The 23,606-nt window shown below is 67.3% G+C and carries 24 protein-coding genes; 16 read left to right on the forward strand and 8 right to left on the reverse strand.

The features are described from left to right. Positions 1–185 precede the first annotated feature (185 nt). The 3 genes from AC0IXR_RS02200 to AC0IXR_RS02210 all read left to right on the forward strand — a co-directional run bounded on the left by AC0IXR_RS02200 (position 186) and on the right by AC0IXR_RS02210 (position 2,367). Positions 186–1,238 (forward strand): alpha/beta hydrolase, encoded by a 1,053-nt coding sequence (locus AC0IXR_RS02200; protein ID WP_471759594.1) that lies wholly within the window; start codon positions 186–188, stop codon positions 1,236–1,238. A 185-nt stretch (positions 1,239–1,423) separates the two neighbouring features. After that, on the forward strand, positions 1,424–1,786 hold the full coding sequence (locus tag AC0IXR_RS02205) for a hypothetical protein (protein WP_018045358.1): 363 nt from the start codon (positions 1,424–1,426) through the stop codon (positions 1,784–1,786). A gap of 206 nt (positions 1,787–1,992) precedes the next feature. Next, on the forward strand, positions 1,993–2,367 hold the full coding sequence (locus AC0IXR_RS02210; protein WP_471759595.1) for a VOC family protein: 375 nt from the start codon (positions 1,993–1,995) through the stop codon (positions 2,365–2,367). A gap of 5 nt (positions 2,368–2,372) precedes the next feature. Here AC0IXR_RS02210 and AC0IXR_RS02215 read toward each other — a convergent pair whose 3' ends face one another. Then, a complete protein-coding gene (locus AC0IXR_RS02215; RefSeq protein WP_471759597.1) occupies positions 2,373–3,899 on the reverse strand; it encodes a L,D-transpeptidase family protein in 1,527 nt (508 codons plus the stop codon). 144 nt (positions 3,900–4,043) lie between these two features. On the opposite strand from AC0IXR_RS02215, the gene AC0IXR_RS02220 reads away from it, so the two are divergent. The 3 genes from AC0IXR_RS02220 to AC0IXR_RS02230 all read left to right on the forward strand — a co-directional run bounded on the left by AC0IXR_RS02220 (position 4,044) and on the right by AC0IXR_RS02230 (position 7,339). Further along, on the forward strand, positions 4,044–4,874 hold the full coding sequence (locus AC0IXR_RS02220; RefSeq protein ID WP_471759598.1) for an SDR family NAD(P)-dependent oxidoreductase: 831 nt from the start codon (positions 4,044–4,046) through the stop codon (positions 4,872–4,874). A gap of 168 nt (positions 4,875–5,042) precedes the next feature. Further along, positions 5,043–6,521, forward strand: a complete 1,479-nt coding sequence (gene zwf, locus AC0IXR_RS02225; RefSeq protein ID WP_471759599.1) for a glucose-6-phosphate dehydrogenase — start codon at positions 5,043–5,045, stop codon at positions 6,519–6,521. 143 nt (positions 6,522–6,664) lie between these two features. Then, positions 6,665–7,339 carry a GntR family transcriptional regulator gene (locus AC0IXR_RS02230; RefSeq protein WP_056423634.1) on the forward strand — a complete coding sequence of 225 codons (675 nt, stop codon included), beginning with the start codon at positions 6,665–6,667 and terminating at the stop codon, positions 7,337–7,339. Between the two features lie 105 nt (positions 7,340–7,444). Here AC0IXR_RS02230 and AC0IXR_RS02235 read toward each other — a convergent pair whose 3' ends face one another. Continuing rightward, positions 7,445–9,121, reverse strand: a complete 1,677-nt coding sequence (locus AC0IXR_RS02235; protein ID WP_471759600.1) for a methyl-accepting chemotaxis protein — start codon at positions 9,119–9,121, stop codon at positions 7,445–7,447. 128 nt (positions 9,122–9,249) lie between these two features. Then, positions 9,250–9,906 (reverse strand): GntR family transcriptional regulator, encoded by a 657-nt coding sequence (locus AC0IXR_RS02240; protein WP_471759601.1) that lies wholly within the window; start codon positions 9,904–9,906, stop codon positions 9,250–9,252. Positions 9,907–10,072: 166 nt separating this feature from the next. Between AC0IXR_RS02240 and dctP the strand changes: the two genes are divergently transcribed. The 6 genes from dctP (at position 10,073) to AC0IXR_RS02270 (ending at position 13,808) form a co-directional block, all read left to right on the forward strand. Then, on the forward strand, positions 10,073–11,092 hold the full coding sequence (gene dctP / locus AC0IXR_RS02245) for a TRAP transporter substrate-binding protein DctP (RefSeq protein ID WP_056423638.1): 1,020 nt from the start codon (positions 10,073–10,075) through the stop codon (positions 11,090–11,092). Beyond that, positions 11,089–11,733, forward strand: a complete 645-nt coding sequence (locus AC0IXR_RS02250) for a TRAP transporter small permease (RefSeq protein WP_056423640.1) — start codon at positions 11,089–11,091, stop codon at positions 11,731–11,733. The genes dctP and AC0IXR_RS02250 overlap by 4 nt, the downstream gene beginning before the upstream one ends. After that, positions 11,730–13,082, forward strand: coding sequence for a TRAP transporter large permease (locus AC0IXR_RS02255; protein WP_056423642.1), 1,353 nt, complete (start codon positions 11,730–11,732; stop codon positions 13,080–13,082). Before AC0IXR_RS02250 ends, AC0IXR_RS02255 begins: the two co-directional genes overlap by 4 nt. Before the next feature lie 134 nt (positions 13,083–13,216). Beyond that, positions 13,217–13,330, forward strand: a complete 114-nt coding sequence (locus AC0IXR_RS02260) for a BrnT family toxin (protein WP_471759602.1) — start codon at positions 13,217–13,219, stop codon at positions 13,328–13,330. Between the two features lie 6 nt (positions 13,331–13,336). Continuing rightward, a complete protein-coding gene (locus AC0IXR_RS02265; protein WP_471760224.1) occupies positions 13,337–13,519 on the forward strand; it encodes a BrnT family toxin in 183 nt (60 codons plus the stop codon). Continuing rightward, positions 13,491–13,808 (forward strand): BrnA antitoxin family protein, encoded by a 318-nt coding sequence (locus tag AC0IXR_RS02270; protein ID WP_311274265.1) that lies wholly within the window; start codon positions 13,491–13,493, stop codon positions 13,806–13,808. Before AC0IXR_RS02265 ends, AC0IXR_RS02270 begins: the two co-directional genes overlap by 29 nt. 57 nt (positions 13,809–13,865) lie before the next feature. Here AC0IXR_RS02270 and AC0IXR_RS02275 read toward each other — a convergent pair whose 3' ends face one another. Beyond that, a complete protein-coding gene (locus tag AC0IXR_RS02275) occupies positions 13,866–14,462 on the reverse strand; it encodes an LOG family protein (protein WP_471759603.1) in 597 nt (198 codons plus the stop codon). Between the two features lie 214 nt (positions 14,463–14,676). On the opposite strand from AC0IXR_RS02275, the gene AC0IXR_RS02280 reads away from it, so the two are divergent. The 4 genes from AC0IXR_RS02280 to AC0IXR_RS02295 all read left to right on the forward strand — a co-directional run bounded on the left by AC0IXR_RS02280 (position 14,677) and on the right by AC0IXR_RS02295 (position 20,029). After that, on the forward strand, positions 14,677–16,371 hold the full coding sequence (locus AC0IXR_RS02280) for a LysM peptidoglycan-binding domain-containing protein (RefSeq protein ID WP_471759604.1): 1,695 nt from the start codon (positions 14,677–14,679) through the stop codon (positions 16,369–16,371). A 129-nt stretch (positions 16,372–16,500) separates the two neighbouring features. After that, positions 16,501–18,468, forward strand: coding sequence for an ABCB family ABC transporter ATP-binding protein/permease (locus AC0IXR_RS02285; protein ID WP_471759606.1), 1,968 nt, complete (start codon positions 16,501–16,503; stop codon positions 18,466–18,468). A gap of 48 nt (positions 18,469–18,516) precedes the next feature. Continuing rightward, the gene (locus AC0IXR_RS02290) at positions 18,517–18,750 is read left to right on the forward strand and encodes an ADP-ribosylglycohydrolase family protein (RefSeq protein WP_246747701.1); all 234 of its coding nucleotides are present in this window, start codon (positions 18,517–18,519) and stop codon (positions 18,748–18,750) included. Positions 18,751–18,853: 103 nt separating this feature from the next. After that, positions 18,854–20,029, forward strand: coding sequence for an MFS transporter (locus AC0IXR_RS02295; protein ID WP_471759608.1), 1,176 nt, complete (start codon positions 18,854–18,856; stop codon positions 20,027–20,029). A 99-nt stretch (positions 20,030–20,128) separates the two neighbouring features. Here the strand turns inward: AC0IXR_RS02295 and AC0IXR_RS02300 are convergent, their stop codons facing one another. The 4 genes from AC0IXR_RS02300 to AC0IXR_RS02315 all read right to left on the reverse strand — a co-directional run bounded on the left by AC0IXR_RS02300 (position 20,129) and on the right by AC0IXR_RS02315 (position 23,421). Further along, positions 20,129–20,449 carry a hypothetical protein gene (locus AC0IXR_RS02300; RefSeq protein WP_471759610.1) on the reverse strand — a complete coding sequence of 107 codons (321 nt, stop codon included), beginning with the start codon at positions 20,447–20,449 and terminating at the stop codon, positions 20,129–20,131. Between the two features lie 67 nt (positions 20,450–20,516). Further along, complete coding sequence (locus tag AC0IXR_RS02305; protein ID WP_471759611.1) at positions 20,517–21,290, reverse strand: ABC transporter ATP-binding protein; 774 nt, start codon at positions 21,288–21,290, stop codon at positions 20,517–20,519. Beyond that, entirely contained in the window at positions 21,287–22,327 is a 1,041-nt protein-coding gene (locus AC0IXR_RS02310; protein ID WP_471759612.1) for a FecCD family ABC transporter permease, read from the reverse strand. Before AC0IXR_RS02310 ends, AC0IXR_RS02305 begins: the two co-directional genes overlap by 4 nt. After that, the gene (locus AC0IXR_RS02315; RefSeq protein ID WP_471759613.1) at positions 22,324–23,421 is read right to left on the reverse strand and encodes an iron ABC transporter substrate-binding protein; all 1,098 of its coding nucleotides are present in this window, start codon (positions 23,419–23,421) and stop codon (positions 22,324–22,326) included. The genes AC0IXR_RS02310 and AC0IXR_RS02315 overlap by 4 nt, the downstream gene beginning before the upstream one ends. Between the last annotated feature and the right edge of the window lie 185 nt (positions 23,422–23,606).

Below are 23,606 nucleotides of genomic sequence, written 5' to 3' on the forward strand. Positions count from 1 at the left end.
CGAGGGGGCACGTGCCCCCTGAGCTGGCCGGCCTGTACCCGACCGGCCACAGGCCGGCCTCTGCCCGCTATTCACATCGGCCCCCGCCACGCTCATGCCCTGCCATGGTCACGATCGTCAACGACACGGTAGGAGGAGGGGCCGGGACTTGAAGCGCCGGGCCGTCACGAGGCCGTCAGTACGCCATGATCCGAAACCACGTTGTTGGGGCATCCCTGCCGACCCGCCGCTCGCTGTTCCGCGCCGCCGCGCTCATGGGCGCTGCCAGCCTGACGCCGGGCCTCGCCGGCTGCGTCGCCGACGGTCTCGTCACCGGTGGGACCGGACCCGAGCGCCAGTCGAATCTCGACGTCAGCCCGATCCTATTGGTGGCGACGACGCGCAAACCCGTGGGCAGCCCGCCCAAGAGCCCGTATTTCAGCTCCGAGCGCGGTCGCGGCCTGAGCTTTGCCGAGGTGCGCCTCTCAGCGCCGGACCGGTCGCTCATCGGCAAGGTCTCCTCCGTGGTGTCTGGCGATTGGGCGGTGACCGCCGTGCCGCAGGTGGAGACCGGGGCGGGCGCGGCGGCGGCTTTCACCCAGGCGGCCTTCGGGCGCGACGTGCTCATTTATGTCCACGGCTACCGAGAGAGCTTCGCCTCGGCGGCGGTCAGCGCAGCCCGGCTCTCCGACGGCATACATTTCAGGGGCGCATCGGGCCTTTTCACTTGGCCGTCGGCGGCCGCCACCTTCGATTACGGTTACGACCGCGAGAGCGCGCTGTGGTCACGCGATGCGTTCGAGGACCTGCTGAAGTCGCTGGCGAGTTCGCCGAGCGGCGGGCGCATCAACATCGTTGCCCATTCCATGGGGACTCTCCTGACCCTGGAGACCATCCGTATGCTGCGTGCCGAGGCCGGCGAGGCGGCGATGTCGCGGATCGGCGCCATCGTCCTCGCGGCGCCCGATATCGACATCGACCTGTTCACCGGCGCGGTGGAGCGAATGGGGCCGGACGTCTCGAAGATCACGGTGATCTCTTCGACCAACGACCGCGCACTGGAACTCTCCGGTGCCATCGCGGGCGGCGTCGTCCGTGCGGGCGCGGCCGACCGCGAGCGGCTGGAGGCCCTGGGCGTAAGGGTGGCGGATGCGTCCGATTACGGCGGCGGCCTCATCAACCACGACTTGTTCCTGTCGAATCCCGAGGTGCAGGGCGTGGTCAAGCGCGCGATCGGCCGGGCGGCCGGTGGAGCCTGAGCGCAGCACCGCCCCGGACAACGCGATAGGTCTTGGTGTGAGGTCTTGGCTTGAGGTCTTGGCTTGAGGTCTTGGCTTGAGGTCTTGGCCTCGGCCCCGTTCGCCCCTACACGAGCGGCTGTCGGGCTGACGATTCCCACACCGACGCGGCCGCCTTCCGGCGCGCCCAGAACGAGGATTGTGCGATGTTCACTCTCGATATCGATGGCGTGGCCATCGCGGTCATCAACGGGACCGAGGAAACCGCTCGCGACCTGTTCACCTGCGACGGCTTCAAGGAAGACATCCAGGCGATGAAGAGCGACGGCAAGGTGCTGTGGAACGGCACCTCCGAGCTCAAGATCCGTCCCGCCACCGAGGACGAGATCGAAATCTTCGAGGATGCTCTGGCCGAGGACGATTCGGAGGAAGACGCTCCGTTCGAGCCCGACATGCGTCATGCCAAGAGCGCCGAAGAGCCCGATGAGGACGAAGACGAGGACGGCGAAGACGACGCCGATATCGTGTTCCTCGTGGATATCGACGAGGATGCCGGCCTCGATTCCTGAGGCCTGATCCCGCAGGATCATCTCACGCCGACCGCCTCGCCCGGACACGGGCGGGGCCTTGTATCGCGATCTCCCCTGCCAGCCGTTGACGGTGGCTTCTGCGAGCTATCCCTGAGCCGCTGGGGCATCGGCTGGGATCGGGCAAGGTCTCGAACACGGCGTGGGCGCGATGCCTGCCACGAGTCTCGGCACAGAGCGAGGACCGCATGACTTTCCGCTTCGAACACCTCCATCTTCGCAGCCAGGACGCCGTCGCGGCCGCCGGTTTCTACGTGGAGACCTTCGGCGCCCGCGAACTCACCCGTGACGGCGGCGCCACCGTGACCCGCGTCGTCCTCGACCTCGGTGGGCTCACCCTCTTCATCGAGCATGCACCCGAAGCCGGCCCTTCTGCCACGCCGCCTAACCGGGGCATCGAGCATATCGGCTTGGCGGTCGACGACCTCGACGGCACGGTCGCTGATCTGAAGCGTCGCGGCATCGCCTTCGTCATCGACATCACCGATGTCCGCCCCGGGCTTCGCACCGCCTTCCTCGATGGGCCGGACGGGGTTCGGATCGAGCTGCTGCAGCGCGGCTGATCCGATCAGTTCGCGGCCGGTCGCGCCGCCTTGGCGGGTATCCTGCCGGGCGGGACCGGCGCGTCGCCCATGGCCTTGGCGGGTGCCACCGGCGCCGCCTTCTTCGGTGTGATGGAGCCCGTCATGACCGCATCCCGCATCGGCACCGCCGGCGAATCGATGCCGTAGATGTCGTCGCGGAAATGCGCGCGGCCGTCCGGGGTGGCATAGCCGGTGAGATAGACGAAGGTGACCGGGATCTGTTTCGGCAGCTTGATGTCGAGCCGCTCGTTGGTGGCGATGTTGGCCTCGATCTCCATCGGTCCCCAGGTCGAGCCGGGGCCGCTCGGGCCGGGAGTGCCCTCCAGCAGCCAGCCCGCCAGCTCCTTCACCTGGGCCACCCGCACGCAGCCGTGCGAGTGGAACCGCACCTCGCGGGCGAACAGCGATTTCGACGGCGTGTCGTGCATGTAGACCGCCTGCTTGTTCGGCATGTCGATGCGGACCTGACCGAGGGAATTATCGAGGCCCGAATCCTGGCGAAGCGTGTAATTCGCCGCCTTCTCGCCCGCCCAGTCGATCGTCGTCGGATCGACCTCGACGCCGCCGGGGCCGAGGATGCGGATCCGCTCGCGGGCGAGATAGCCCGGGTCTTTCCGCATCTTGGGGATGATCTCCTTCTTGATGATGGAGACCGGCAGGGTCCAGGTCGGGTTGAGGTTCACGTCGGTGATGCGCGCCTCGATCCTCGGCGTCGCCTTGTCGGGCTTGCCGACCACGGCCACGTAGCGGCGCACGACGACGCCGTTCTCCACCGCCTCCACGGCGGCGGAGGGAATGTTCACCACCACGTAACGGTCGCCATAAGGAAAGTTGGAGCCGATTTGCCGCGCGGCCGAGGCCGAGAGCTGGCGCTGGCGGGTCGCCGCCGGCACGTTGAGGGCGGTCACTGTCTGGCGGCCGATCATGCCGGTCTCGGGCAGGCCGTGGCGGGCCTGGAACGCCTTCACCGCCGAAACGAGGACGGGGTCGAGCAGGTCCGAACTCGGCACGCCGGCCGGCAGGTCCCCGGTGAGCACGAGGTGCTGTCGGAGTGCAGGGATGTTCGGGTCGCGGGCACCCGGCTTGATCGTCAGATCGGCGGGCAGCGTGCCCCAGCCGCCGGCATCGACGATGGCCTGGTAGCGCTCCGCCATGCGGAACGTATCGAGGAAGGTCGAGGGGGCAAGCGTCGGCACCGGATCGTCAGAGACCCGCGCCACCACGAGGGGAGGGAGTTCCCGGGATTTCTTCGGCGCCGCCGGAGCCGGCTCCGCTCCCTGAGCCAGCGGGGCGGATTGCGGGGCCGCGTTCCCCGATGTTTGTGCGGATTTCGGGGCCGCATCGGTTTTCGGGCTGGACTCGGCCCTGGCAGCAGGCTTGGCGGTGGCGGGTGGGGCCTCCGGAAGGGATGGAGCCGGTTCGGCTCGAACTCCTGTGAGGCACAGCATCAGCGCGAGCGGCGACAGGCCGGCACGCAGGATCGACGGGAACACGACGCAACGCGACGACACAGGCAACCCTCGTGAGCAGAGAGGTCCGGATCATGCGGGCCGGATGGTTACCAAGTTCCCACCCATTCCCATCCGCAGGCCCTGACAAATCGGGACGCCTCGCCCTACCTCCAGGCCAATCCGAAACGTCGAGGAGGTCAGGCCATGATTCATCATCCCGCGATCCGGAGTGGCGGCACGGCCGTCGTGACGGGGGCCGCGAGCGGCATCGGCCTCGCCGCCGCCAAGCGGTTCGCCGCCTCGGGCATGAGGATCGTCCTCGCCGACCTGCCCGGCGAGGCGCTGGAGACGGCGCGTGCGGAGATTGCGGCGACGGGCGCTCAGGTTGTGGCGTGCCCCACCGATGTCGGCCGGCGCGAGGACGTGGAGGCCTTGCGCGAGGCGGCGGGCGGGCCACCCGCCATCGTCATGCTCAATGCCGGCATCGAAGCGGGCGGCCGCCTCTTCTCGGACGAGGCGACGTGGCGGCGCATCCTCGACACCAACCTCTGGGGCGTGGTCAACGGTATCCAGGCCTTCGCGCCCGCCATGGCCGAGGCGAGCGCACCCGGCGCGATCATCGTCACCGGCTCGAAACAGGGGATCACCACGCCGCCGGGCAACACGCCCTACAATGTCTCGAAGGCGGGCGTGAAAGTGGTCACCGAGGCCCTGGCTCACGACCTGCGCGGGCGCGACGGGGCCAAGGTCAGCGTGCATCTCCTCATTCCGGGCTTCGTCTATACCGGCCTCACCAGGGCGCGGGGCGTGGCCGAGAAGCCCGACGGCGCCTGGACACCGGAGCAGACGGTGGAGTTCATGGTCGAAGCGATGGGGCAGGGGGACTTCTACATCCTCTGCCCCGACAACGAGACCACCCGCGCCCAGGATGAACGTCGCATCGCCTGGACGGCGGGCGACGTGATCGAGAACCGGCCCGCGCTCTCGCGCTGGCACCCCGATTACGCGGATGCCTTCAAGCGCCATATGGGCTGAGCGGGGGATCGGCCCTTTTATCGGCCGATTGGCCTGTTGAAGCTTGGGCGTGCGCTTGGTCCCGGCTATGGCGGGTGCCTTGCATGGTACGGGACGGATGTCGGTCCTCACGAACGCGATCCACGGCAACAGCCCCGTCATCGGGGATATCAGAACGGGAGCCGCCCTTTGGCCACCATCATCCCAGTCGCTTCCTTCGATTGCGTCGTGTTCGGCGCCACCGGCGATCTGACCACGCGCAAGCTGTTGCCCGCCCTGTACTACCGCTACAAGGACGGCCAGATCCCCGGCACCAGCCGCATCATCGGCGCATCGCGCTCGGAGATGAGCGCCGATGCCTTTCGCGAGCGCGCACGCGATGCGCTCAAGCGCTTCGTCCCGGCCCGAGATCTCGTCGAGGACAAGCTCGGCGCCTTCTTCGATCACCTCGATTACGTGGCCGTGGACGGGGCCGGCGACGACGGCTGGGAGGATCTCGCCGCCAAGCTCGCGGAGCGGCCGGACCAGGTCCGGCCGTATTATCTCGCCACCTCGCCCGACCTCTACGGCTCCATCTGCCGTAACCTGTCCGTCCATGGCCTCATCGGCGAGAAATCGCGGGTGGTGCTGGAGAAGCCGATCGGCAAGGACCTGAAATCGGCCCGCGCCATCAATGACGCGGTCGGCGAGGTCTTCCCCGAAGAGCAGATCTTCCGCATCGACCATTACCTCGGCAAGGAGACGGTGCAGAACCTATTGGCCCTGCGCTTCGCCAACACGATCTTCGAGCGTCTCTGGACAGCGGACGTCATCGATCACGTGCAGATCACCGTGGGCGAGACGGTGGGTGTCGAGGGCCGGGCCGGCTATTACGACACATCGGGCGCGTTGCGCGACATGGTGCAGAACCACCTGCTGCAGCTCCTCTGCCTGATGGCGATGGAGAGCCCGCTCACACTCGATGCCAATTCGGTACGGGACGAGAAGCTGAAAGTGCTGCGTGCGCTGAAGCCGATCACGCCCCACGATGTCCAGTCCGTCACCGTGCGCGGCCAGTACGTGGCCGGCGCCGTGGACGGCAAGCCGGTCCAGGGTTACCGCGCCGATCTCGGCGGTGAGACGGAGAGCCGTACGGAGACCTTCGTCGCTCTGAAGCTGGAGGTGCAGTCCTGGCGCTGGGCGGGCGTGCCGTTCTACATCCGCACCGGCAAGCGCCTACCCCAGAAGCTCTCCGAAATCGTAGTGCAGTTCCGCGCCTCTCCCTTCTCGATCTTCCCGGCCGAATCCTTCGGGCGCGAGCCCAACCGTCTCGTCATCCGGCTTCAGCCGGAGGAGGGGATCAAGCTGGAAGTGATGACGAAGGACCCCGGTCCGGGCGGGATGCGGCTGCGCCCCACCAATCTCGACATCTCGTTCGAAGAGACCTTCAAGCAGCGCTATCCCGATGCCTACGAGCGCCTCTTGATGGACGTGGTGCGCGGCAACGCCACCCTGTTCATGCGCCGCGACGAGGTGGAGGTGGCCTGGGCCTGGGCCGATTCGCTGCTGAAGGCCTGGGCCGATCGGCCCGAGCCGCCCCGCGCCTATCCGGCCGGCAGCTGGGGGCCCACCGCCGCCATCGCGCTGATCGAGCGGGATGGACGGACCTGGCACGAGGAGGTGCACTGACCGGAGGGAGGCTGCACACAGGAGAGAAGTTATTTGTGTGAGGCCAATAAAAACAACTAATCGGGCACTCCCTCGACAGGCCGTTGCCCGACGCCTACACGTCTGGAGAGTATCGCCCCTCCAACATCAAGACCTACGCCCCCATGGAAAAGCTCGACTCGGCGATCGGGATCAATCGTCGCTACCTCCATGACGAAGTCGTGGACCGGATGCGGGATCTGATTCAGTCGGGAGAGCTCGAACCGCGCGCGCGGGTGAATGAAAGCGAGCTTACCGAGCGGTTCGGCATCTCGCGCACACCGCTTCGCGAAGCGATCAAGATCCTCGCCACCGAGGGGCTGCTCGAATTGCTGCCGAACCGGGGCGCCCGGGTGGCCAGCCTGTCTCAGGCCGAAATCGAGGAGATGATCGAGGTCATCGCCGGACTCGAGGCGACGGCCGCCGATCTCGCCTGCCGCACGATCGGCGACGACGAGATCGCCGCCATCGAGCAGGACCATCACGACATGGTCAAGGCCTGGAAGGACGGCGAGGAAGCCACGTATTTCCGGCTCAACCGCGCGATCCACGAGGCGATCATGGCGGCCAGCCGCAACTCGGTGCTGGGCACCATCTATGCGAGCCTGTCCGGCCGCATTCAGCGATCGCGCTACGCTGTCCACCAAACCGCCGAGCAATGGAGTCGGGCCGTCTCCGAGCATGAGCGGATGATCGCGCTGCTCCACGCCCGTGATGGCGAGGCGCTGGCCACGGTCATGCGCGACCATATCCGCTCGAAGACCCCGGTCATCGCCGAGAATTTCGGCGCCGGCGAGTGAAGGACCGGGACTTGGTATCACCCCGGCATTCCGCGATGGGCAATCCCGAAGGTCCTCTATCCGGGGCCCGGGACGCCGTGGCGTAACGACGTTGGGCGGTGCTGCTCAGGCCGCGCGGATCGTTGCGAGGAACTGAGCCACTTCCGCGTTGAGATGCTCCGATTCGCGCGAGAGTTCGGAGGCCGAAGCCAGGACCTGGGAGGCCGCGGCGCCCGTCTCCTCAGCGGCGCCCGCCACGCCCGCGATGGTGGTCGTCACCTCGCCGGTCCCCTCCGCGGCCTGGTTGATGTTGCGCACGATTTCCTGCGTCGCCGCACCCTGCTCCTCGACTGCCGCAGCGATCGACGTCGCAACGGTGCTGATCTCGCGGATGCGGGCCGTGATGGTCTCGATGGCCGTGACGGCCTGACCGGTGGAGCCCTGGATCCGGCTGATCTGGCTGCCGATCTCGTCTGTCGCCCGCGCGGTCTGGTTGGCGAGTTCCTTGACCTCCGCCGCCACGACGGCGAAGCCTCGGCCCGCCTCACCGGCGCGCGCGGCCTCGATGGTGGCGTTCAACGCGAGGAGGTTGGTCTGGCCCGCGATGGTGGCGATCATCGCGACGACGTCGCCGATCTTTGCGGCCGCATCGCTCAGATCCTTCATCTGTGCACCTGTCCGCGTCGCATCCTCCACCGCACGGTGAGCCAAGCTAGTGGAGCCATCGACCTGACGGCCGATCTCCATGACGGACGAGCCGAGCTCCTCAGCCGCCGCTGCCACCATGGTGACGTTGGTGCCCGCCTGCTCCGCCGCTGCCGCCACGGAGACCGATTGCTGCGCGGTCTGCGTCGCAGTGCCCGACATGCTCTGTGAGGTCGCGCACAACTGGGTCGCCGCCGCCGAGACGCGGGTCAGGATATCGCCGACCGCATTCTCGAAACCATCGGCCAATGCGAGGGCGGCGATCTTGCGCTGGGTCTCTGAATCGGCACGGGCCTGCGCGGTTTCGGCTTCCAGGATACGGGTCCGCACCAGATTGTCCCGGAACGTGTCGAGGGTACCGGCCATCGCGCCGATCTCGTCGGTCCGCCCGATACCGGGGATCACAACATCGGTCTCGCCGGAGGCCAGCCGACACATCGCCGCCGTGATCCGCTCGATGGGACGCGACACGCCGAGGAGAGCGAACGCCATGGCGGCCAGCGCCATGGCGACGGAAATGGCGAGCATCGTCCGTGTGGTGAGGACCGCCTCGGCCTGTTCTTCGCGCGCCGCCACGCTCGCGGCGGTCCCGGCCTGTCCATTGAGCTCCACGAGCTTGCGCGCGGCGGCGGTCGCGGCGAGGTACTCGGCATTCATCGGGCCGCGAAAGCGCTCGGTCAGCGACGCGCGCTGGCTGGTATCGATCTCGAGCAGGGCGTTCCAACCCTTCTGCAGGACCTGCCATTTGGCGGAGAAATCCTCGAACAACGCCTGTTCCGAGGGCGAGCTGATGAGGGGAAGATAGGCTGCTCTGCCCCTCTCGGCGTTTTGAATCATGTCGCCGACGTTCTTGATGCTCAGGGCACGCTCGGCCTCGTCATCCGCCATCAGATACCGGAACTGCCAAAGGCGGGTCCGCATGACCAGCGCGCTCAGACTATGGGCCGCATCGACGGAGGGGAGCGCGTTCGAGGCCAGCAATTCGATCCGCCCACCGATGGCGTCGAGCTTCCGCAAGGCAACCACACCCTGCACCGTCGTAATGATGGCGAGCGCGGTGAAGAGGCCGATGAGCGTTGTCTTGATGGAGGGGCGCATGAAACGGTCCAGGGTAACGAGCGAGTCTGTGCAAGAGCGCCGTAACCATGGGGGGCAATCCCTAATGATTATTTTGCCCCCGCCCGAAAGCCTCATGAAGGACATCGACTGTTGTCATCAGGCCGATCTCACGCTGCGTTGTTGATCGAGCGCAGATTGACCACCAGATCGGAAAAGCGGTCACCCTGCACGATAACGTGGGCACGCAGTCGGTCCGCCGCTGCGATCTCGTCGCCGGCGACGATGGCGGCGACGATAGCTTCGTGCTCGGCGAGGGATTGCCCGAGCCTGTGGCGCGCTCGCAACTGCATCCGGCGGAACGGGGTCAGGCGCCGGTGCAGGAGCCGCGCCTGCTCGCACAGGAAGTCGTTGCGGCAGGCCCGATAAATCACCGTATGGAAGACGTAGTTCTCTTGGTAGTAGGTCTCGGGGTCGCCATCCGCCGCCGCTACGGCACAGTCTGCGAGAGCCTGTTTCAGGGCCTTCTCGTCGGCCGGAATCAGCCGGCGCGCGGCGAGCCGGCCGCATGAGGCCTCGATCTCTGCCATCGTCTCGAACATGGCGATGAGCAACTCAGGATCGGGGGCGCTCACGATGGCACCCCGGCGCGGCTTGATCTCCACGAGGCCGGTCATCGCGAGTTGCAGCAGAGCCTCACGGATCGGCGTGCGCGAGACTCCGAAGCGCTCGGCAAGCTCGGTCTCATCGAGGCGGGAGCCGAGGGCCAACCGGCCATCCACGATTTCCGTCTCGATCGTCTGCCGGAGGCTGAGCGATCGGCTCATAGCGATTCCACCCTTGTGTTTCCAATCGAAATTCGCATTCGCTATTATTCATGGGCGTTGACAAAATATACAAGACATAGTTCGCTGGTATATCGAATGGGCGTTGCAGTATAAATGTTGCGCCGCAATACAGCGAGACCGCAAAGGTCCGCATGGGAGAGACGCCATGACGTTGACACGCCGCGCCCTCGTCGCATCCGGCCTCGCCGCCCCCGCCATCCTGTCGATGGGGTTGAAGGCACAGGCGGCCACCACCCTGAAGCTCTCCCACCAGTTCCCCGGCGGCACGATCGATGAGGGCGATTTCCGCGATCGCATGTGCCGGAAGTTCGCCGCCATGCTGGCCGAGCGGTCGAAGGGCGCGCTGGAGGTGCAGGTCTATCCGGGCTCGTCCCTGATGAAGACGAACGCCCAGTTCGGTGCCATGCGCAAAGGAGCGCTCGACCTGTCGCTCTACCCGTCACCTTACGCGGGCGGCGAGGTGGCCGAGATGAATATCGGCCTGATGCCGGCGCTGGTGAGTTCCTACGAGCAGGCCATCGCCTGGAAGAAGGCGCCGGTCGGCCGGAAGATCACCGAGATCCTCGATTCGAAGGGCATCCTCCTCGTGTCGTGGGTCTGGCAATCGGGCGGCGTCGCCAGCCGCGAGCGTCCCCTCTACGCGCCCGCGGATGCCAAGGGTCTCAAGGTGCGCGGCGGCTCGCGTGAAATGGACCTGATGATGAAGCAGGCGGGTGCGGCCACCCTGTCGATCCCGTCGAGCGAGTCCTACGCCGCCATGCAGACCGGCGCCTGCGATGCGGTGATCACCTCCTCCACCAGCCTGATCTCGTTCCGCCTGGAGGAACTGTCGAAGTCTCTCACCTCGGGTCGCGAGCGCTCCTACTGGTTCATGCTCGAGCCGATCATGATGTCGAAGATCGCGTTCGACCGCCTGCCCAAGGACCAGCAGGATCTCATCATGGCGATCGGCGCCGAACTCGAACCCTTCGGGCAGGCCGGCGCCAAGGCGGACGACACCAAGGTCGAGGAGATTTTCACCAAGGCCGGGGCCAAGGTTCAGAACCTCGACGAGAAGACCCTCGGTCAGTGGCGCGACATCGCCCGCGAGACCGCCTGGAAGGACTTCGCGGGCAAGTCCGCGAGCTGCGCCGAGCTCCTCAAGCTGGCGGAGCAGGTCTCGTGAGCCACGCCTTCGACGCGGCCTCGGCCGCTTCCGAGACCGCCACGGCCGCGCCCGAACCCCGGATTCCCGGGATTCTCGGGCATCTCGACAGGGGGATGAAGGCCATCAACCGGGTGATCATGCTGCTCGGCGGCATTGCCCTGGTCTGTGCCTGCCTCGTGCTCAGCTACAGCGTGGTCGTGCGCTACGCCCTTCACGAGCCCACCGACTGGCAGGACGAGATGGCGGTGTTCCTCATCGTGGGGGCCACCTTCTTCTCCGCCGCCGCCGTGCAAGCCAAGCGCGGCCACGTTGCAATCGAGGCCCTGAGCGGCCTGCTCTCGCCCCGTGTGAACCGCGCCCGCCTGTTGATGGCCGACATCATCAGCATCGTGTTCGTCACGTTCTTCGCCTGGAAGAGCTGGACCCTGCTGCACGAGGCCTGGGTGGACGGCCAGGTTTCGCAATCCTCCTGGGGCCCGCCCCTGTGGATTCCCTACGCGCTGATGGCGGTGGGGATGACTTTCCTCGGCCTGCAATTCCTATTGCAGATCATCGAGGCGCTGACCTACGGCCCGCGCGCGGCCGGCTGGGCCAATCCGAAGGTCGGCCTCGGCGCCGATCTCAATGCACCCTCCCTCAAGACGGGCACCCACCCATGAGCGTCGCGGCCATCGGCTTCCTCTATGCGGGCGCCACGCTCAGCGCGATGCTCGCCGGCATTCCCATCGCCTTCGCGCTCGGCTTCGTGGCGCTGGCCTTCATGTTCTTCTTCATGCCCGGGGCCTCCCTCGATACGGTGGCGCAGAACGTCTACGAGGAGATGGCCTCCATCACCCTCCTGTCGATCCCGCTCTTCATCCTGAAGGGCGCAGCCATCGGCCGTAGCCGGGCGGGCCAGGACCTCTACTCGGCCATGCATGCCTGGATGCACAAGATTCCGGGCGGCCTCGGCATCGCCAACGTCTTCGCCTGCGCGCTCTTCGCCGCCATGGCGGGATCCTCGCCCGCCACCTGCTCAGCCATCGGCTCGGCGGGCATCCCGGAGATGAGGAAGCGCGGCTACTCGCCGGGCTTCGCCGCCGGGATCATCGCGGCGGGCGGTACCCTCGGCATCCTGCTGCCGCCCTCCATCACCATGATCCTCTACGCGGTCGCCGCCGAGCAGTCGCTGGGCCGCCTGTTCCTCGCCGGCATCGGGCCGGGCATGCTGCTGGTCGGGCTGTTCGCCGCCTGGTCGGTCTATCGCTTCCGCTCGGAATACGCCGCTGCGAAAGACGCCTATGAGCGTCACGGCACCGCCTCGGCCATCCTGGCCGAGGACACCTACAGCATGCGCCAGCGCTTCTCGACGCTGCCGCGCGTGCTGCCCTTCGTGATCCTGCTCACCGGCGTGATGGTGGCGCTCTATGGCGGCTATGCCACGCCCTCTGAGACGGCGGGGCTCGGTGGCCTGCTGGCCCTTGGGCTCATCGCCATCATCTACGGCGTCTGGCGCCCGAAAGACGTGAATCCGATCCTCGCCGCGACCCTGCGGGAATCGACCATGTTGATGCTCATCATCGGCATGTCGCTCCTCTACGCCTACGTGATGAGCTACCTGCACATCTCCCAATCGGCGGCGGCCGCCATCGTGGCGATGCAGCTGTCCAAATGGGTGCTGCTGGTGACGATCCTTGGCCTCGTAATCCTGCTCGGCTTCTTCCTGCCGCCGGTCTCGATCATCCTGATGACCGCGCCGATCATCCTGCCGCCGCTGAAGGCCGCCGGGTTCGACCTCGTCTGGTTCGGCGTGGTGATGACCATCACCATGGAGATGGGTCTGATCCACCCGCCGGTGGGCCTCAACATCTTCGTCATCAAGAACATCGCCCCCGACATCCCGCTGAAAGACATCATCTGGGGCACGCTGCCCTTCGTGATCCTGATGGCCGTGGCGATCCTAATCCTCTGCCTCGTCCCCGGCATCGCCATGTGGCTGCCGAACTGGCTGTTGCCGACGACGCGGTAGGAATTCAGAGCGGTCGGCGACGGGCGGTTCGGACCCTAACAGTCCGGACCGCCTTTCGGCGTCCGGAACAGGCTGGTTCATCTCGACCTGACGCCTCGATGTAATTACAATAGTGTCGTTACACCGAGGCGGTGATGCTGCGTTTCATCTGGGACCCGGTCAAAGCCGCGAGCAATCTCAGAAAGCACCGCGTCACCTTCGCGATCGCCACGCGCGTCTTCGCCGATCCATACGCGCTCATGGAGTAGGATCGGATCGAAGGCGGCGAGCGCCGCTGGTTGACGGTCGGTCTCGTCGACGGATTGCTGGTTCTGGCGGTCGCACACACCGTCACGGACGAGGAGGACGGTTCGGAGACAATCCGGATCATCTCGGCCCGGGTGGCGGATCGACGGGAACGGAGGTTCTATGAGCAAGAACGATCACGTCGGATATGAATTCGATCCTCATCATCCGCCGGCGCTCACCGCTGCGGAGAGAGCCGAAATCGAAGCGCTGGCCGCCTTGCCGGATGACGATATCGACCGGTCTGATATCCCACCGCTCACGGAGACCTTCTTCGCGGGTGCCGTCCGCAACCCGTTCTACCGACCGGTCAAAATGCAGCTCACCACACGGGTCGATGCCGACGTCCTGGCTTGGCTGAAAGCCGGCGGCCGCGGCTATCAGACCAAGCTCAATGCGATCCTGCGGCAGGCGATGCTGCGCGAAGCCGCCAAGGATTAGAACCTCGAGCCCAAATGCCGATTTGGATCAAGGCCCACGACCTGCGTGGCTCTGCCGTCAGAACCGCTCGGTCACGAAGGCCTCCGCCTCTGGCGAGGTCTCCGTCGATTCGGTGCGCAACAGGCCGATGACCTCGGCGGCGTCTTTGGCCACGAGGTAGTTCAGCTCCAGCCCCTCGCGAATGAAGCCCTGGTCGCGCATATGGTCGAGGAGCGTCAGCAGCGGCGTCCAGAAATCGGCGATCGAGAGTAGCAGGATCGGCTTCTTGTGCCGGCCGAGCTGCGCCCAGGTCAGCTGTTCCACGAGTTCCTCGAGGGTTCCGATTCCGCCCGGCAGCGCCACGAAGGCGTCCGACCGCTCGAACATCAGTCGCTTGCGGGTATGCATGTCGCCGACGACGATCGTCTCCTGGATGTCGTCGAGCATCCGCTCGCGCGATTTCAGGAAGTCGGGGATGATGCCGGTGACATGGCCGCCGGCATCGAGCACTGCCTGCGCGACTGTGCCCATCAGCCCGACATTTCCGCCGCCATAGACGAGGCCGAGCCCGGCATCCGCCAGGGCGCGGCCAAGCGTCGCCGCGGCCTCGGCGAAGGCCGGATCGCCGCCGAAGCCCGAGCCGCAATAGACGCAGACGTTTTTCACCGGGGCCATGCCGAGCCTCCCCCGATGAGGGGCAGGGAGGCGCCATCCAGGGGCCAAACTGCTGATTTCGTGAATGATCCCGCCTTTCGGGGGGAAGCGCGATTTGGTGTTGAGATCATGTCGGCTAGTATGTCGCCATCAATCGACGCTTTGTCGACAGCCAGAGTCGAAACCCGGCGATGTTATCTGCCGCAAAGTCGATGGATTTGAGGAGAGCGGTGCCATGACGGCGGAATGGCGGCGAGGCCTGATTCTCGCGGGCGGCGGCCTGCTGGCCGGATTCGCCTTGGTCGTCGTGCTGTTCGGCGCGGGCGAGATGGTCAAGCGCGTTCAGGGCGACAAGCAGCCCGTGGCCGCGGCGGCGCTGCCCCGGTCGAATGAGACCAGCACGCCGGAATCGCGAGCGGCCGAATCGCCCGCGGCCGCCGGCTCGCCGGTGACGCCGCCCGTGCGCCGCGAGGAGGGGGCTTCGACGACGCCGGGAAAGTCGCCGTCGGGGGGGCGGGGCGCCACCGGACAGACGGGCAATCCGTCCGCCGCGCAGGACCAGGCGCAGGCCCCGACCTTCGATATCATTCGCGTCGAGCCGACAGGCGAGACCGTGATCGCCGGTCGCGGAACGCCCAACACCACCGTCGAGATGCTGCGCGACAACCATCCAATTGCCCGTGCGCTCATCGACCCGTCCGGCCAGTTTGCCATCGTCCCGCCTGCTCTCCCCCCCGGTAGCAGCGAGATCACGCTGAGTTCCATCGGGGCCGACGGACAAGGTCGTCAGGCGCGGGAAACCGTCATGGTTGTGGTGTCCGCCGACCGTACCACCAAACCGCTCATCGCTTTGACTTCGCCCGACAAACCTACCGTCGTCCTGTCGCAGCCGGATCGTCCGACGGATGCGGCTTCGGCCAAGGTGGCGGGGAACGTACGGAAGGACAGCGATCCGGCCCCGGCCGGCGCTGCGGGCCGGGCTTCCGCCGATGCCGCAAAGGGGAGCGTCGGCAAGGCTCTCACGGGCCGAACCGACAGCGCCAAGTCTGGGAGTGACAAGTCTGATAGTGGCAAGCCTGACGCTGGCAAGCCTGAAGATGCCAGGCCTGAAACGGCCAAGCCGGATGCCGTGCCGGTCAAGGTCGTCAGCGTCGATGCGGAGGAGGGCGGCCGCCTTTTCGTGACCGGACAAGCGCCGGCCGGTGCCACCGTGCGCCTCTACATCAACGACACGCTGATCGCCCCCGGCAGTGTCGGCGCCGACGGACGTGTCTCGTTCACGATCGGGCGCGGCGTCGCCCCCGGGGATTATCGGATCCGCATGGATCAGGTCGATCCGGTCTCCGGCAAGGTGAAGAACCGGTCCGAGGTCGGCTTCGCCATGCCGAACGCGGCAAAGCCCGCTCTCGGCATCGGGCAGGAGGCGCCGGCCAACAGCGTGGCGGCCCTGACGCCACCCGCTCTTCCGAACAAGCCCTTGCCAAGCGCGGCGCTGGCGGCGAGGACGCATGCCAAGTTCGCCGGAGCCCAGGGATACGGGACCCTTCCATCCCCGTCCGAGCGTCTGGCTCAGGGGGCGCCGCAGGATGCCACGCCGAGCGCGCCTGCGTCTCCGATGACGATCGGCCGGTCGCAGCCGGGACCCACCACCGGCGAGGCTGGCGCGACATCTGCTCAGGCCCCGGCGAGCCAGCCCTCGGCCGCGCCGCAGAATGTGTTCGTGCCGGAGATCAACACGGCTCGGATCACGCGCGGCGACAGCCTCTGGCAGATCAGTCGGCGCGTCTATGGAAGAGGGACCCGGTACACGGTGATCTTCGACGCCAACCAGCCGCAGATCCGTAATCCCGATCTGATCTATCCCGGCCAGATCTTCGTCGTGCCGTCCGAGAGCGCGTCGACTCTGCCTGAGGACAAGCGTCGTAGCTGAGACGAGGCGCGGTACCGCGCAGTCTGCAGCCCGGCCCTGCGCCGCCGGGTGCCTGTCTGGAACGGTTCGAGAGACTATATCGGGGGCTGAATTCGTCCACTCCTGGTTCATCCTCCCGAGTCTGTCTGAATGAGCACCGATCCCACTGCCGTGGCGAACGGCGGCACGCCGCCGCCCGAGCGTCCCGGCCTGTTCGCCACGTATCGGCGCCTGTGGCCCTATCTCTGGCCCCATACCCGGCCGGACCTGCAGCGGCGCGTCTTCCTCGCCTTTGGCCTCCTCCTCGTCGCGAAATTCGTGACGATGCTGACGCCCTTCACCTTCAAATGGGCGACCGACGCCCTCGTGGCGGCAGTGGGGGACAAGGACGGCCTCGGCGCCACGCTCCCCACGGGCCTGTTCGCGGCGCCGATGCTGATGATCGGGCTCTACGGCCTGTCACGCGTGATCATGGCCTTGCTCACCCAGGTGCGCGACGGGCTCTTCGCCAAGGTGGCGATGCATGCGGTGCGTCGCCTCGCGCTCCAGACCTTCGAGCACATGCACCGGCTCTCCCTGCGCTTCCATCTGGAGCGCAAGACCGGGGGCCTCACCCGCGTGCTCGAACGCGGCCGCGGCGGCATCGAAGAGCTTTCGCGCCTGATGGTGCTGACGTTGGTACCCACCATCGTCGAGTTCGTGCTGGTGATCGGCGTCCTCGCCTACGAGTTCGACTGGCTCTACTCGTTCGTCGTCTTCGTCATGGTGGCCGCCTACCTCGCCTTCACCTGGAAGGCGACGCAATGGCGGATCGAGATCCGCCGGCGGATGAACAACTCGGATACCGACGCCAACACCAAGGCGGTCGATTCGCTGCTGAATTTCGAGACCGTGAAGTATTTCGGTGCCGAACGCCGCGAGGCTGAACGCTACGACAGCTCCATGGCCAAATACGAGACGGCCTCGACCCAGACCTACGTTTCGCTCGCCGTGCTCAATGCCGGCCAGGCTCTGATCTTCACCATCGGCATGACGGTGGTGATGTGGCTCGCCGCGCGGGACATCATGGCCGGGCGAACCACGCTCGGCGGGTTCGTCCTCGTGAATACCATGCTGATCCAGCTCTCCATGCCGCTCAACTTCATGGGCATGATCTACCGCGAGATCAAACAGGCGTTGATCGACATCGACGACATGTTCCGGATCCTGCATCGCAACCCGGAAATCGCCGACAGGCCCGGCGCCAAACCTCTCGCGGTCTCGGCCGGTGTGGTCCGGTTCGAGGACGTGCGCTTCGCCTACGATCCGGCACGGCCGATCCTGCGCGGCGTCAGCTTCGAGGTGCCGGCCGGCCGCACGATCGCCATCGTCGGCCCGTCGGGGGCGGGCAAATCGACCTTGTCGCGGCTACTGTTCCGGTTCTACGAGCCGCAATCCGGCCGTATCCTCATCGACGGCCAGGACATTGCCTCCGTCGAGCAGGGCAGCCTGCGGGCCGCCATCGGCATGGTCCCGCAGGACACCGTGCTGTTCAACGACACGATCGGCTACAACATCCGCTACGGCCAGTGGGATGCGAGCGACGAGGCGGTGCGCGAGGCCGCCCGCCTCGCCCAGATCGACCGGTTCGTCTCCGCTTTGCCGGAAGGCTACGACACGCCGGTGGGCGAGCGCGGCCTGAAGCTCTCGGGCGGCGAGAAACAGCGCGTCGCCATCGCCCGTACGATCCTGAAGGGCCCGCCGATCCTCGTCCTCGACGAGGCGACTTCGGCCCTCGATTCCTTCACCGAGCGCGAGATCCAAGACGCCCTCGACAAGGTCAGCCGCGGTCGGACCACCCTGGTCATCGCCCACCGCCTGTCGACGGTGGTGAATGCCGACGAAATCATCGTTCTCGACCGGGGCGTCATCGTCGAGCGCGGCGACCACCCGACCCTGCTCGATCTCGGCGGGGTCTACGCTTCCCTCTGGAGCCGCCAGCGCGAAGCCGACGAGGCCCGAGAGATCCTCAAGCGCGCCGAGGAGGAGCGGGTCGATGACGACGTCCCGCCCTCGGTGGAGCGTGTGGCCCCTCAACCGAAAAGGCCCGTCGTACCCGAGCCGATGCCCGCCGAATAACGTATCGCAACGGGCGGTACGTAATCATCTGTCGTCGTGTCCGGCTACATGATCCACACGCTGGAGGCGGCGCTCCGGTCAGTCGGCACCACCCAGACCTTCGAGGACGTGCTGATCCTGACCGTCAATCTTGGCGAGGACGCCGATACGGTCGGTGCCGTCACCGGCCAGCTCGCAGGCGCCCTCTACGGCGCCTCGGCGATCCCCGAACGCTGGCTCCGGCCCCTCGCCTGGCGCGAGCGGATCGTCGATCTCGCCGATGCCTTGGCGGCGAAAGCCTGATACCGGGCACATCGGGCGTTGCCGTCATGATCCGCGTATGGAAAACACCCGTGCGGACGCTCGTGCGAGGGTCGACCGGATCGTCCCCGTTTCGAGGGTGTGTATGCCCGTAGCGCCAACGTCCTTCTCGACCACGCGCCTGATCGTGATCCTGGCTTTCGCCGGCTTCGCCAGCACCTTTGCCGGACGGGCCATCGAGCCCCTCGTCGGCGTGCTCGCCCGCGATCTGCAGAGCGATCCGCATACAGTGGCGCTTCTCTCGACGGCTTTCGCGCTGCCCTATGCGCTGATCCAGCCGATCCTCGGGCCGGTCGGGGATTCGCTGGGTAAGGAACGGGTCATCGCGGTCTGTCTCGGCATCCTCACCCTGGCGCTTGCCGGATGCGCGGTCTCGGCCGATCTCACCGTGCTGTTCGGGCTCCGCATCCTGGCGGGCGCGGCGGCGGGCGGCGTCATTCCCCTGGCGCTCGCCCTTATGGGCGACCGTATCCCGCTGGAGCGCCGACAGGTCGCCATCGGCCGGTTCCTCGTCGCTGTCATCCTCGGCCAATTGTCCGGCTCGACGTTCGCCGGTCTCATCGAGGCCGATGTCGGTTGGAAGGGCGTTTTCGCCATCACGGCGGCGGTGGCGGCCCTCGGCTGTGCGGCTGCGATCCTCGGCTTCGAATGGGCGGCCGGCGCGGCACGCAAACGCTTCGCGCTGGGCGAAGCGGTGGCCCGCTACCGCACCATCGTCGCGATCCCCCGTGCGCGGGTCCTGTTCATCGCCGTCTTCGTGGAGGCGATCGCAGTCTTCGGCATCTTTCCCCATCTCGCGCCGTTGATCGAGGCGCGGGGGGAGGGCGGCCCCCGCGAGGCCGGGCTGGCACTGGCGGGCTTCGCCGCCGGTGGTCTGCTCTACTCGGCCTTCGTCGCCGTGCTCCTGCGCCTCCTCGGGATGCGGCGGATGCTGATCGGCGGAGGCGCGATCTGCGCCGGTGCCCTTCTGGTCATCGGCAGCGCGGCAAGCTGGCAGGTGGATTGCGCGGCCCTGGTGGCGTTGGGCCTCGGCTTCTACATGCTCCACAACACCTTTCAGGTGCAGGTGACGGAGGTGGCACCGACCGCCCGCGCCTCGGCGGTTTCACTCCACGCCTTCTCGTTTTTCTGCGGACAGGCTTTGGGCGTGGCGATCCTCGGCGCGGCGCTTCAAGGCCTCGGCCAGTTCACCGCCCTCGCGCTCTGCGCCCTCGTGATCCTGGGGGTCGGCAGCTTCAGCGCAAAGCTTCTCGCGCGCTGAAGCTCCGCTTCCCGACATCGCCGGCTCGCGCAAATCGGGATCTCGTGTTCCCATCGGCGATGCAGACGGAAGCGATCGCGGGGTGGTGCAACGGTTCCGCTATGCTGCCTCCAGCCCCGCATACCACTCGGCATAGGTCGTGTTCGCGACCATGCGGCGGTTCTGGTCGGGCGTGCCGTCCGTCCACCAGACGGGGCCGCGCTCGCCGAGGCCGTGCTTGGCGGCGTCGACCGCCGCGCGGGCGCGCTTCATATCGGCCTCGTCGCCCGAGCGCTTGGCCTCCTTCACCGCGCGCCGGGCATCCATCAGCGCGTTGACGAGGTGCTCCCGCTTTTCTTCGCTCAGGTTCGGATTGGTGCGCCGCCAGAGGCGTCCCTTGACGACGATGTAGCGGCCGTCGGGGGTCTCCAGCACTGGCATCGGGCATCCGTCCCATCATCGCGGCAGGTCAGCACGGCAACGCGCGGGCGGGTGCCGGCGTGCCGCGTCAGCGGGGTAGGATCGGCGTGCAGACGAAGCGCCCGCCGCCCGGCAGGGGCACGATGGCGACGTCGACTCCGTAGAGAAGGCGCAGGGTCTCCGGCGTGACGGCTTCCTCCGGTCTGCCGAGCGCCAGGAGCCGGCCCTCATGCAGGAGCGCCACCCGATCGCAGAGGAAGGCGTGGTCGGGGTCGTGGGTGGAGAGAACGATGCCCATGCCGCGTTCCTTCAGGCGCCGCACTTGGTCGAGGACGCGGGCCTGGTTGCCGAAATCGAGGCTGGCGGTGGGCTCGTCCATGACGAGGAAGCGCGGCTCCCCGGCTAGAGCCCTGGCGATGAGGACGAGCTGGCGCTCGCCACCGCTGATCTCCGTGTAACGCCGCTCGGACAGATGCCGGATACCGAGGGTTGCCAGGGCCTCGAGGGCGATCGCCGCGTCCGCTTTGCCGGGCGCCGCAAAGGCACCGAGGCGGCTCGCCCGCCCCATCAGCACCACGTCCTGAACCCTGAAGGGGAAGAAGGCGGCATGAGCCTGCGGAACGTAGGCGACGCTCCGCGCGAACCGCGCCCGCGACCACGTCGCCACATCTTCGCCGTCGAGGAGGATTCGCCCCGCCTGGGCCGGAAGCAGGCCGAGGAGGGTCTTGAAGAGGGTAGTCTTGCCGCCGCCATTCGGGCCCAGAAGGCCAAGCACCTCACCCGCCTTCAAGGTGAAGCCGATGCCCTCGCCGAGGGGCTTGGCGCCGTAGCCGAAAGCGAGGTTCTGGACCTCCAGGCTCAAGCCCAGCCCCCCTTCGCGGTGGCCAGGAGCCAGAGGAAGAACGGTGCGCCGATGAGCGCGGTGAGGATGCCCAGCGGCACCTCGATGGGCGCGACGGTGCGGGCGACGAGATCCACCGCGAGGAGATAGCCCGCCCCCATCAGAAGGGAGGCCGGCAGCAGGCGGCGGAAATCCGGGCCGACGATCAGCCGCGCCACATGCGGGATGATGAGGCCGATCCAGCCGATCACGCCGGTGACCGAGACGGCGGCGGCGGTCACCAGCGTCGCGGCGGCGATGAACAACGGCCGCAGCAAACGTGTCTCCACGCCCAGCGCACGGGCCTCCTCCTCGCCGAGACTCATCAGGTTCATCCGCCAGGCGAACAGGACGAGCGGCAGCAGGCCGAGCACCATTGCCGGCAGGATCGCGCCGACATCGCCGAGGCTGACGGAGGCGAGGCTACCGAGCAGCCAGTAGGTGATGGCGGGGAGCTGGTTGTAGGGGTCGGCCAGCACCTTGAGCAGCGAGATCGCGGAGCCCAGCACCGCTCCGATGGCGACGCCGGCCAGCACGAGGGTGAGCACCGGATCGTGCCGCCGCACCGCGAGGCCCACCGCATAGACCGCGCCCACGGCGAGCAATCCCCCGGCGAAGGCGAGGAGCTGGATCGCACCCACGGGGAGCGAGAGGAAGATACCGAGTACGGCACCGAGGCTCGCCCCCGCCGAGACGCCGAGGATATCGGGCGAGACCAGGGGATTGCGAAACAGGCCCTGGTAGGTCGAGCCCGCCGCAGCGAGGGCAGCGCCGACGACGAGGCTCGCCGCCACGCGCGGCAGGCGCACCTGCAGCACGACGATCTGCGCGGTCGGATCGATGGAAGAGGTCAGCCCGAGCAGTTTCGCCCAGAGGATGCGCGCTACATCGGCGACGGGCACGGAGTACTTGCCCGTCGCCAGCGACACCAGGACCAGCATCACCAGCGCGATGAGCGGGAGTACGCCCGTCACGGCGAGGCGCAAGGCGGGCCGGGCTGCCAGGGAGGAGGCTGTCACGGGCGGGCCGCCCCTGCATCCTTCAGCAGGTTTTCCAGCTGCGCCCCGTCGAGGTCCACGTGGTAGAAGCGCGTGTAGAAATCGCGCGTGATGCTCTCCATCGGCTCGGGGAAGAGGTCGGGATACAGCCGGCCCGCGAGCCAGCGCAGGCCGATCAGGCGGTTGATTCCCGGCGGCGAGTCGAACCAGCCGAAGGGCAGGCGCGGCGTCTGGTAGACCCGGCCGGCGCGAACGGCCCGTAGCGTGCTCCAGAGCGGATCGGTGGATATGGTCCGGTGGAAAGCCGGGTCGAGGGTGACGATGGCGTCGGGGTCCCAGGCCAGGACCTGTTCCGGCGAGATCGTGGTGAGCCCCGTGGCGCCCCCGCCCTCCGCGACATTGCGAGCGCCGGCCAGGTCGAGGAGCTCGGTATTGATCGAGCCCGAAACCCCCGTCTCCAATCCGCGTGGCCCACGAGCGTAGTAGACGCGCGGTCGCCTGTCGGCAGGGATCGAGGTGATCCGGTCCTTCACCTCGGCGATCATCGCCTCCCCATGGGCGGCGAGATCCCTGGCCCGCTCTTGCACTCCCACCAGATCGCCGAGCTTGGCATAGGTCTCGGAAGTCCGGTCGATGCTGCCGTCGAGGAGGATGTAGGGAATCCCCGTCTGCGTCTGCACCCTATCGGCGAGCGACGCGTAAGTGGGCGCGGTGCTGCCGACATCGATGATGAGGTCAGGCTTCAGGGCGAGCACGGCCTCCACATTGGCGGTGTTGCCCCGGCCGGTGAGCCGGCCATAGGCGGGCAGGCCGCGCGTCTCCGGCGTCAGGAAGGCGGCCTCGTCGGGGGAGGGGGCGCGGACCCAGCCGATCATGGTTTCGGGCGCCAGTGTGTAGAGCAGGACCGAGGCCGGCGGACCGGCGGCGAGGATGCGGCGCGCGCGCTCCGGCACCTCCACTTTGCGCCCGGCCGCATCGACGAAGGGGCGGGCAGCGCCTGCCTCTACGGTGAAGACGAGGCCCATCAGAGCCATCGCGGCGGCTGCGAGCACCTGCGTCGCGCGGGACGAAACCTGTCTGCGGCCGGCGGCCGGCGGGATGAAGCGAAGGATCATGGCCGATATCGTATCATGGCGGCGGACGCCGCGCTCCGCGACGCACGCGCCGGGATCGCCCCGAGACCCGGAGTGACCGAACCGGCCTCTCGTTTGTCATCCGCGAGGGGCTGCTATACAGCCCCGGTCCATCGATCCGCCCGGCGGAGGCGAAGGCAGCGAGACCTGCCGACGTGATGGTCCGC

It is taken from the genome of Methylobacterium sp. AC832 (assembly GCF_979256025.1).

What these genes read in the sequence shown, in the direction of transcription:
- AC0IXR_RS02200 (WP_471759594.1), top strand. Translation starts at nt 186, where the DNA reads ATGATCCGAAACCACGTTGTTGGGGCATCCCTGCCGACCCGCCGCTCG.
- AC0IXR_RS02205 (WP_018045358.1), top strand. Translation starts at nt 1,424, where the DNA reads ATGTTCACTCTCGATATCGATGGCGTGGCCATCGCGGTCATCAACGGG.
- AC0IXR_RS02210 (WP_471759595.1), top strand. Translation starts at nt 1,993, where the DNA reads ATGACTTTCCGCTTCGAACACCTCCATCTTCGCAGCCAGGACGCCGTC.
- AC0IXR_RS02220 (WP_471759598.1), top strand. Translation starts at nt 4,044, where the DNA reads ATGATTCATCATCCCGCGATCCGGAGTGGCGGCACGGCCGTCGTGACG.
- AC0IXR_RS02230 (WP_056423634.1), top strand. Translation starts at nt 6,665, where the DNA reads ATGGAAAAGCTCGACTCGGCGATCGGGATCAATCGTCGCTACCTCCAT.
- AC0IXR_RS02235 (WP_471759600.1), bottom strand. Translation starts at nt 9,121, where the DNA reads ATGCGCCCCTCCATCAAGACAACGCTCATCGGCCTCTTCACCGCGCTC.
- AC0IXR_RS02240 (WP_471759601.1), bottom strand. Translation starts at nt 9,906, where the DNA reads ATGAGCCGATCGCTCAGCCTCCGGCAGACGATCGAGACGGAAATCGTG.
- dctP (WP_056423638.1), top strand. Translation starts at nt 10,073, where the DNA reads ATGACGTTGACACGCCGCGCCCTCGTCGCATCCGGCCTCGCCGCCCCC.
- AC0IXR_RS02255 (WP_056423642.1), top strand. Translation starts at nt 11,730, where the DNA reads ATGAGCGTCGCGGCCATCGGCTTCCTCTATGCGGGCGCCACGCTCAGC.
- AC0IXR_RS02260 (WP_471759602.1), top strand. Translation starts at nt 13,217, where the DNA reads ATGCTGCGTTTCATCTGGGACCCGGTCAAAGCCGCGAGCAATCTCAGA.
- AC0IXR_RS02270 (WP_311274265.1), top strand. Translation starts at nt 13,491, where the DNA reads ATGAGCAAGAACGATCACGTCGGATATGAATTCGATCCTCATCATCCG.
- AC0IXR_RS02275 (WP_471759603.1), bottom strand. Translation starts at nt 14,462, where the DNA reads ATGGCCCCGGTGAAAAACGTCTGCGTCTATTGCGGCTCGGGCTTCGGC.
- AC0IXR_RS02280 (WP_471759604.1), top strand. Translation starts at nt 14,677, where the DNA reads ATGACGGCGGAATGGCGGCGAGGCCTGATTCTCGCGGGCGGCGGCCTG.
- AC0IXR_RS02285 (WP_471759606.1), top strand. Translation starts at nt 16,501, where the DNA reads ATGAGCACCGATCCCACTGCCGTGGCGAACGGCGGCACGCCGCCGCCC.
- AC0IXR_RS02290 (WP_246747701.1), top strand. Translation starts at nt 18,517, where the DNA reads ATGATCCACACGCTGGAGGCGGCGCTCCGGTCAGTCGGCACCACCCAG.
- AC0IXR_RS02295 (WP_471759608.1), top strand. Translation starts at nt 18,854, where the DNA reads ATGCCCGTAGCGCCAACGTCCTTCTCGACCACGCGCCTGATCGTGATC.
- AC0IXR_RS02300 (WP_471759610.1), bottom strand. Translation starts at nt 20,449, where the DNA reads ATGCCAGTGCTGGAGACCCCCGACGGCCGCTACATCGTCGTCAAGGGA.
- AC0IXR_RS02315 (WP_471759613.1), bottom strand. Translation starts at nt 23,421, where the DNA reads ATGATCCTTCGCTTCATCCCGCCGGCCGCCGGCCGCAGACAGGTTTCG.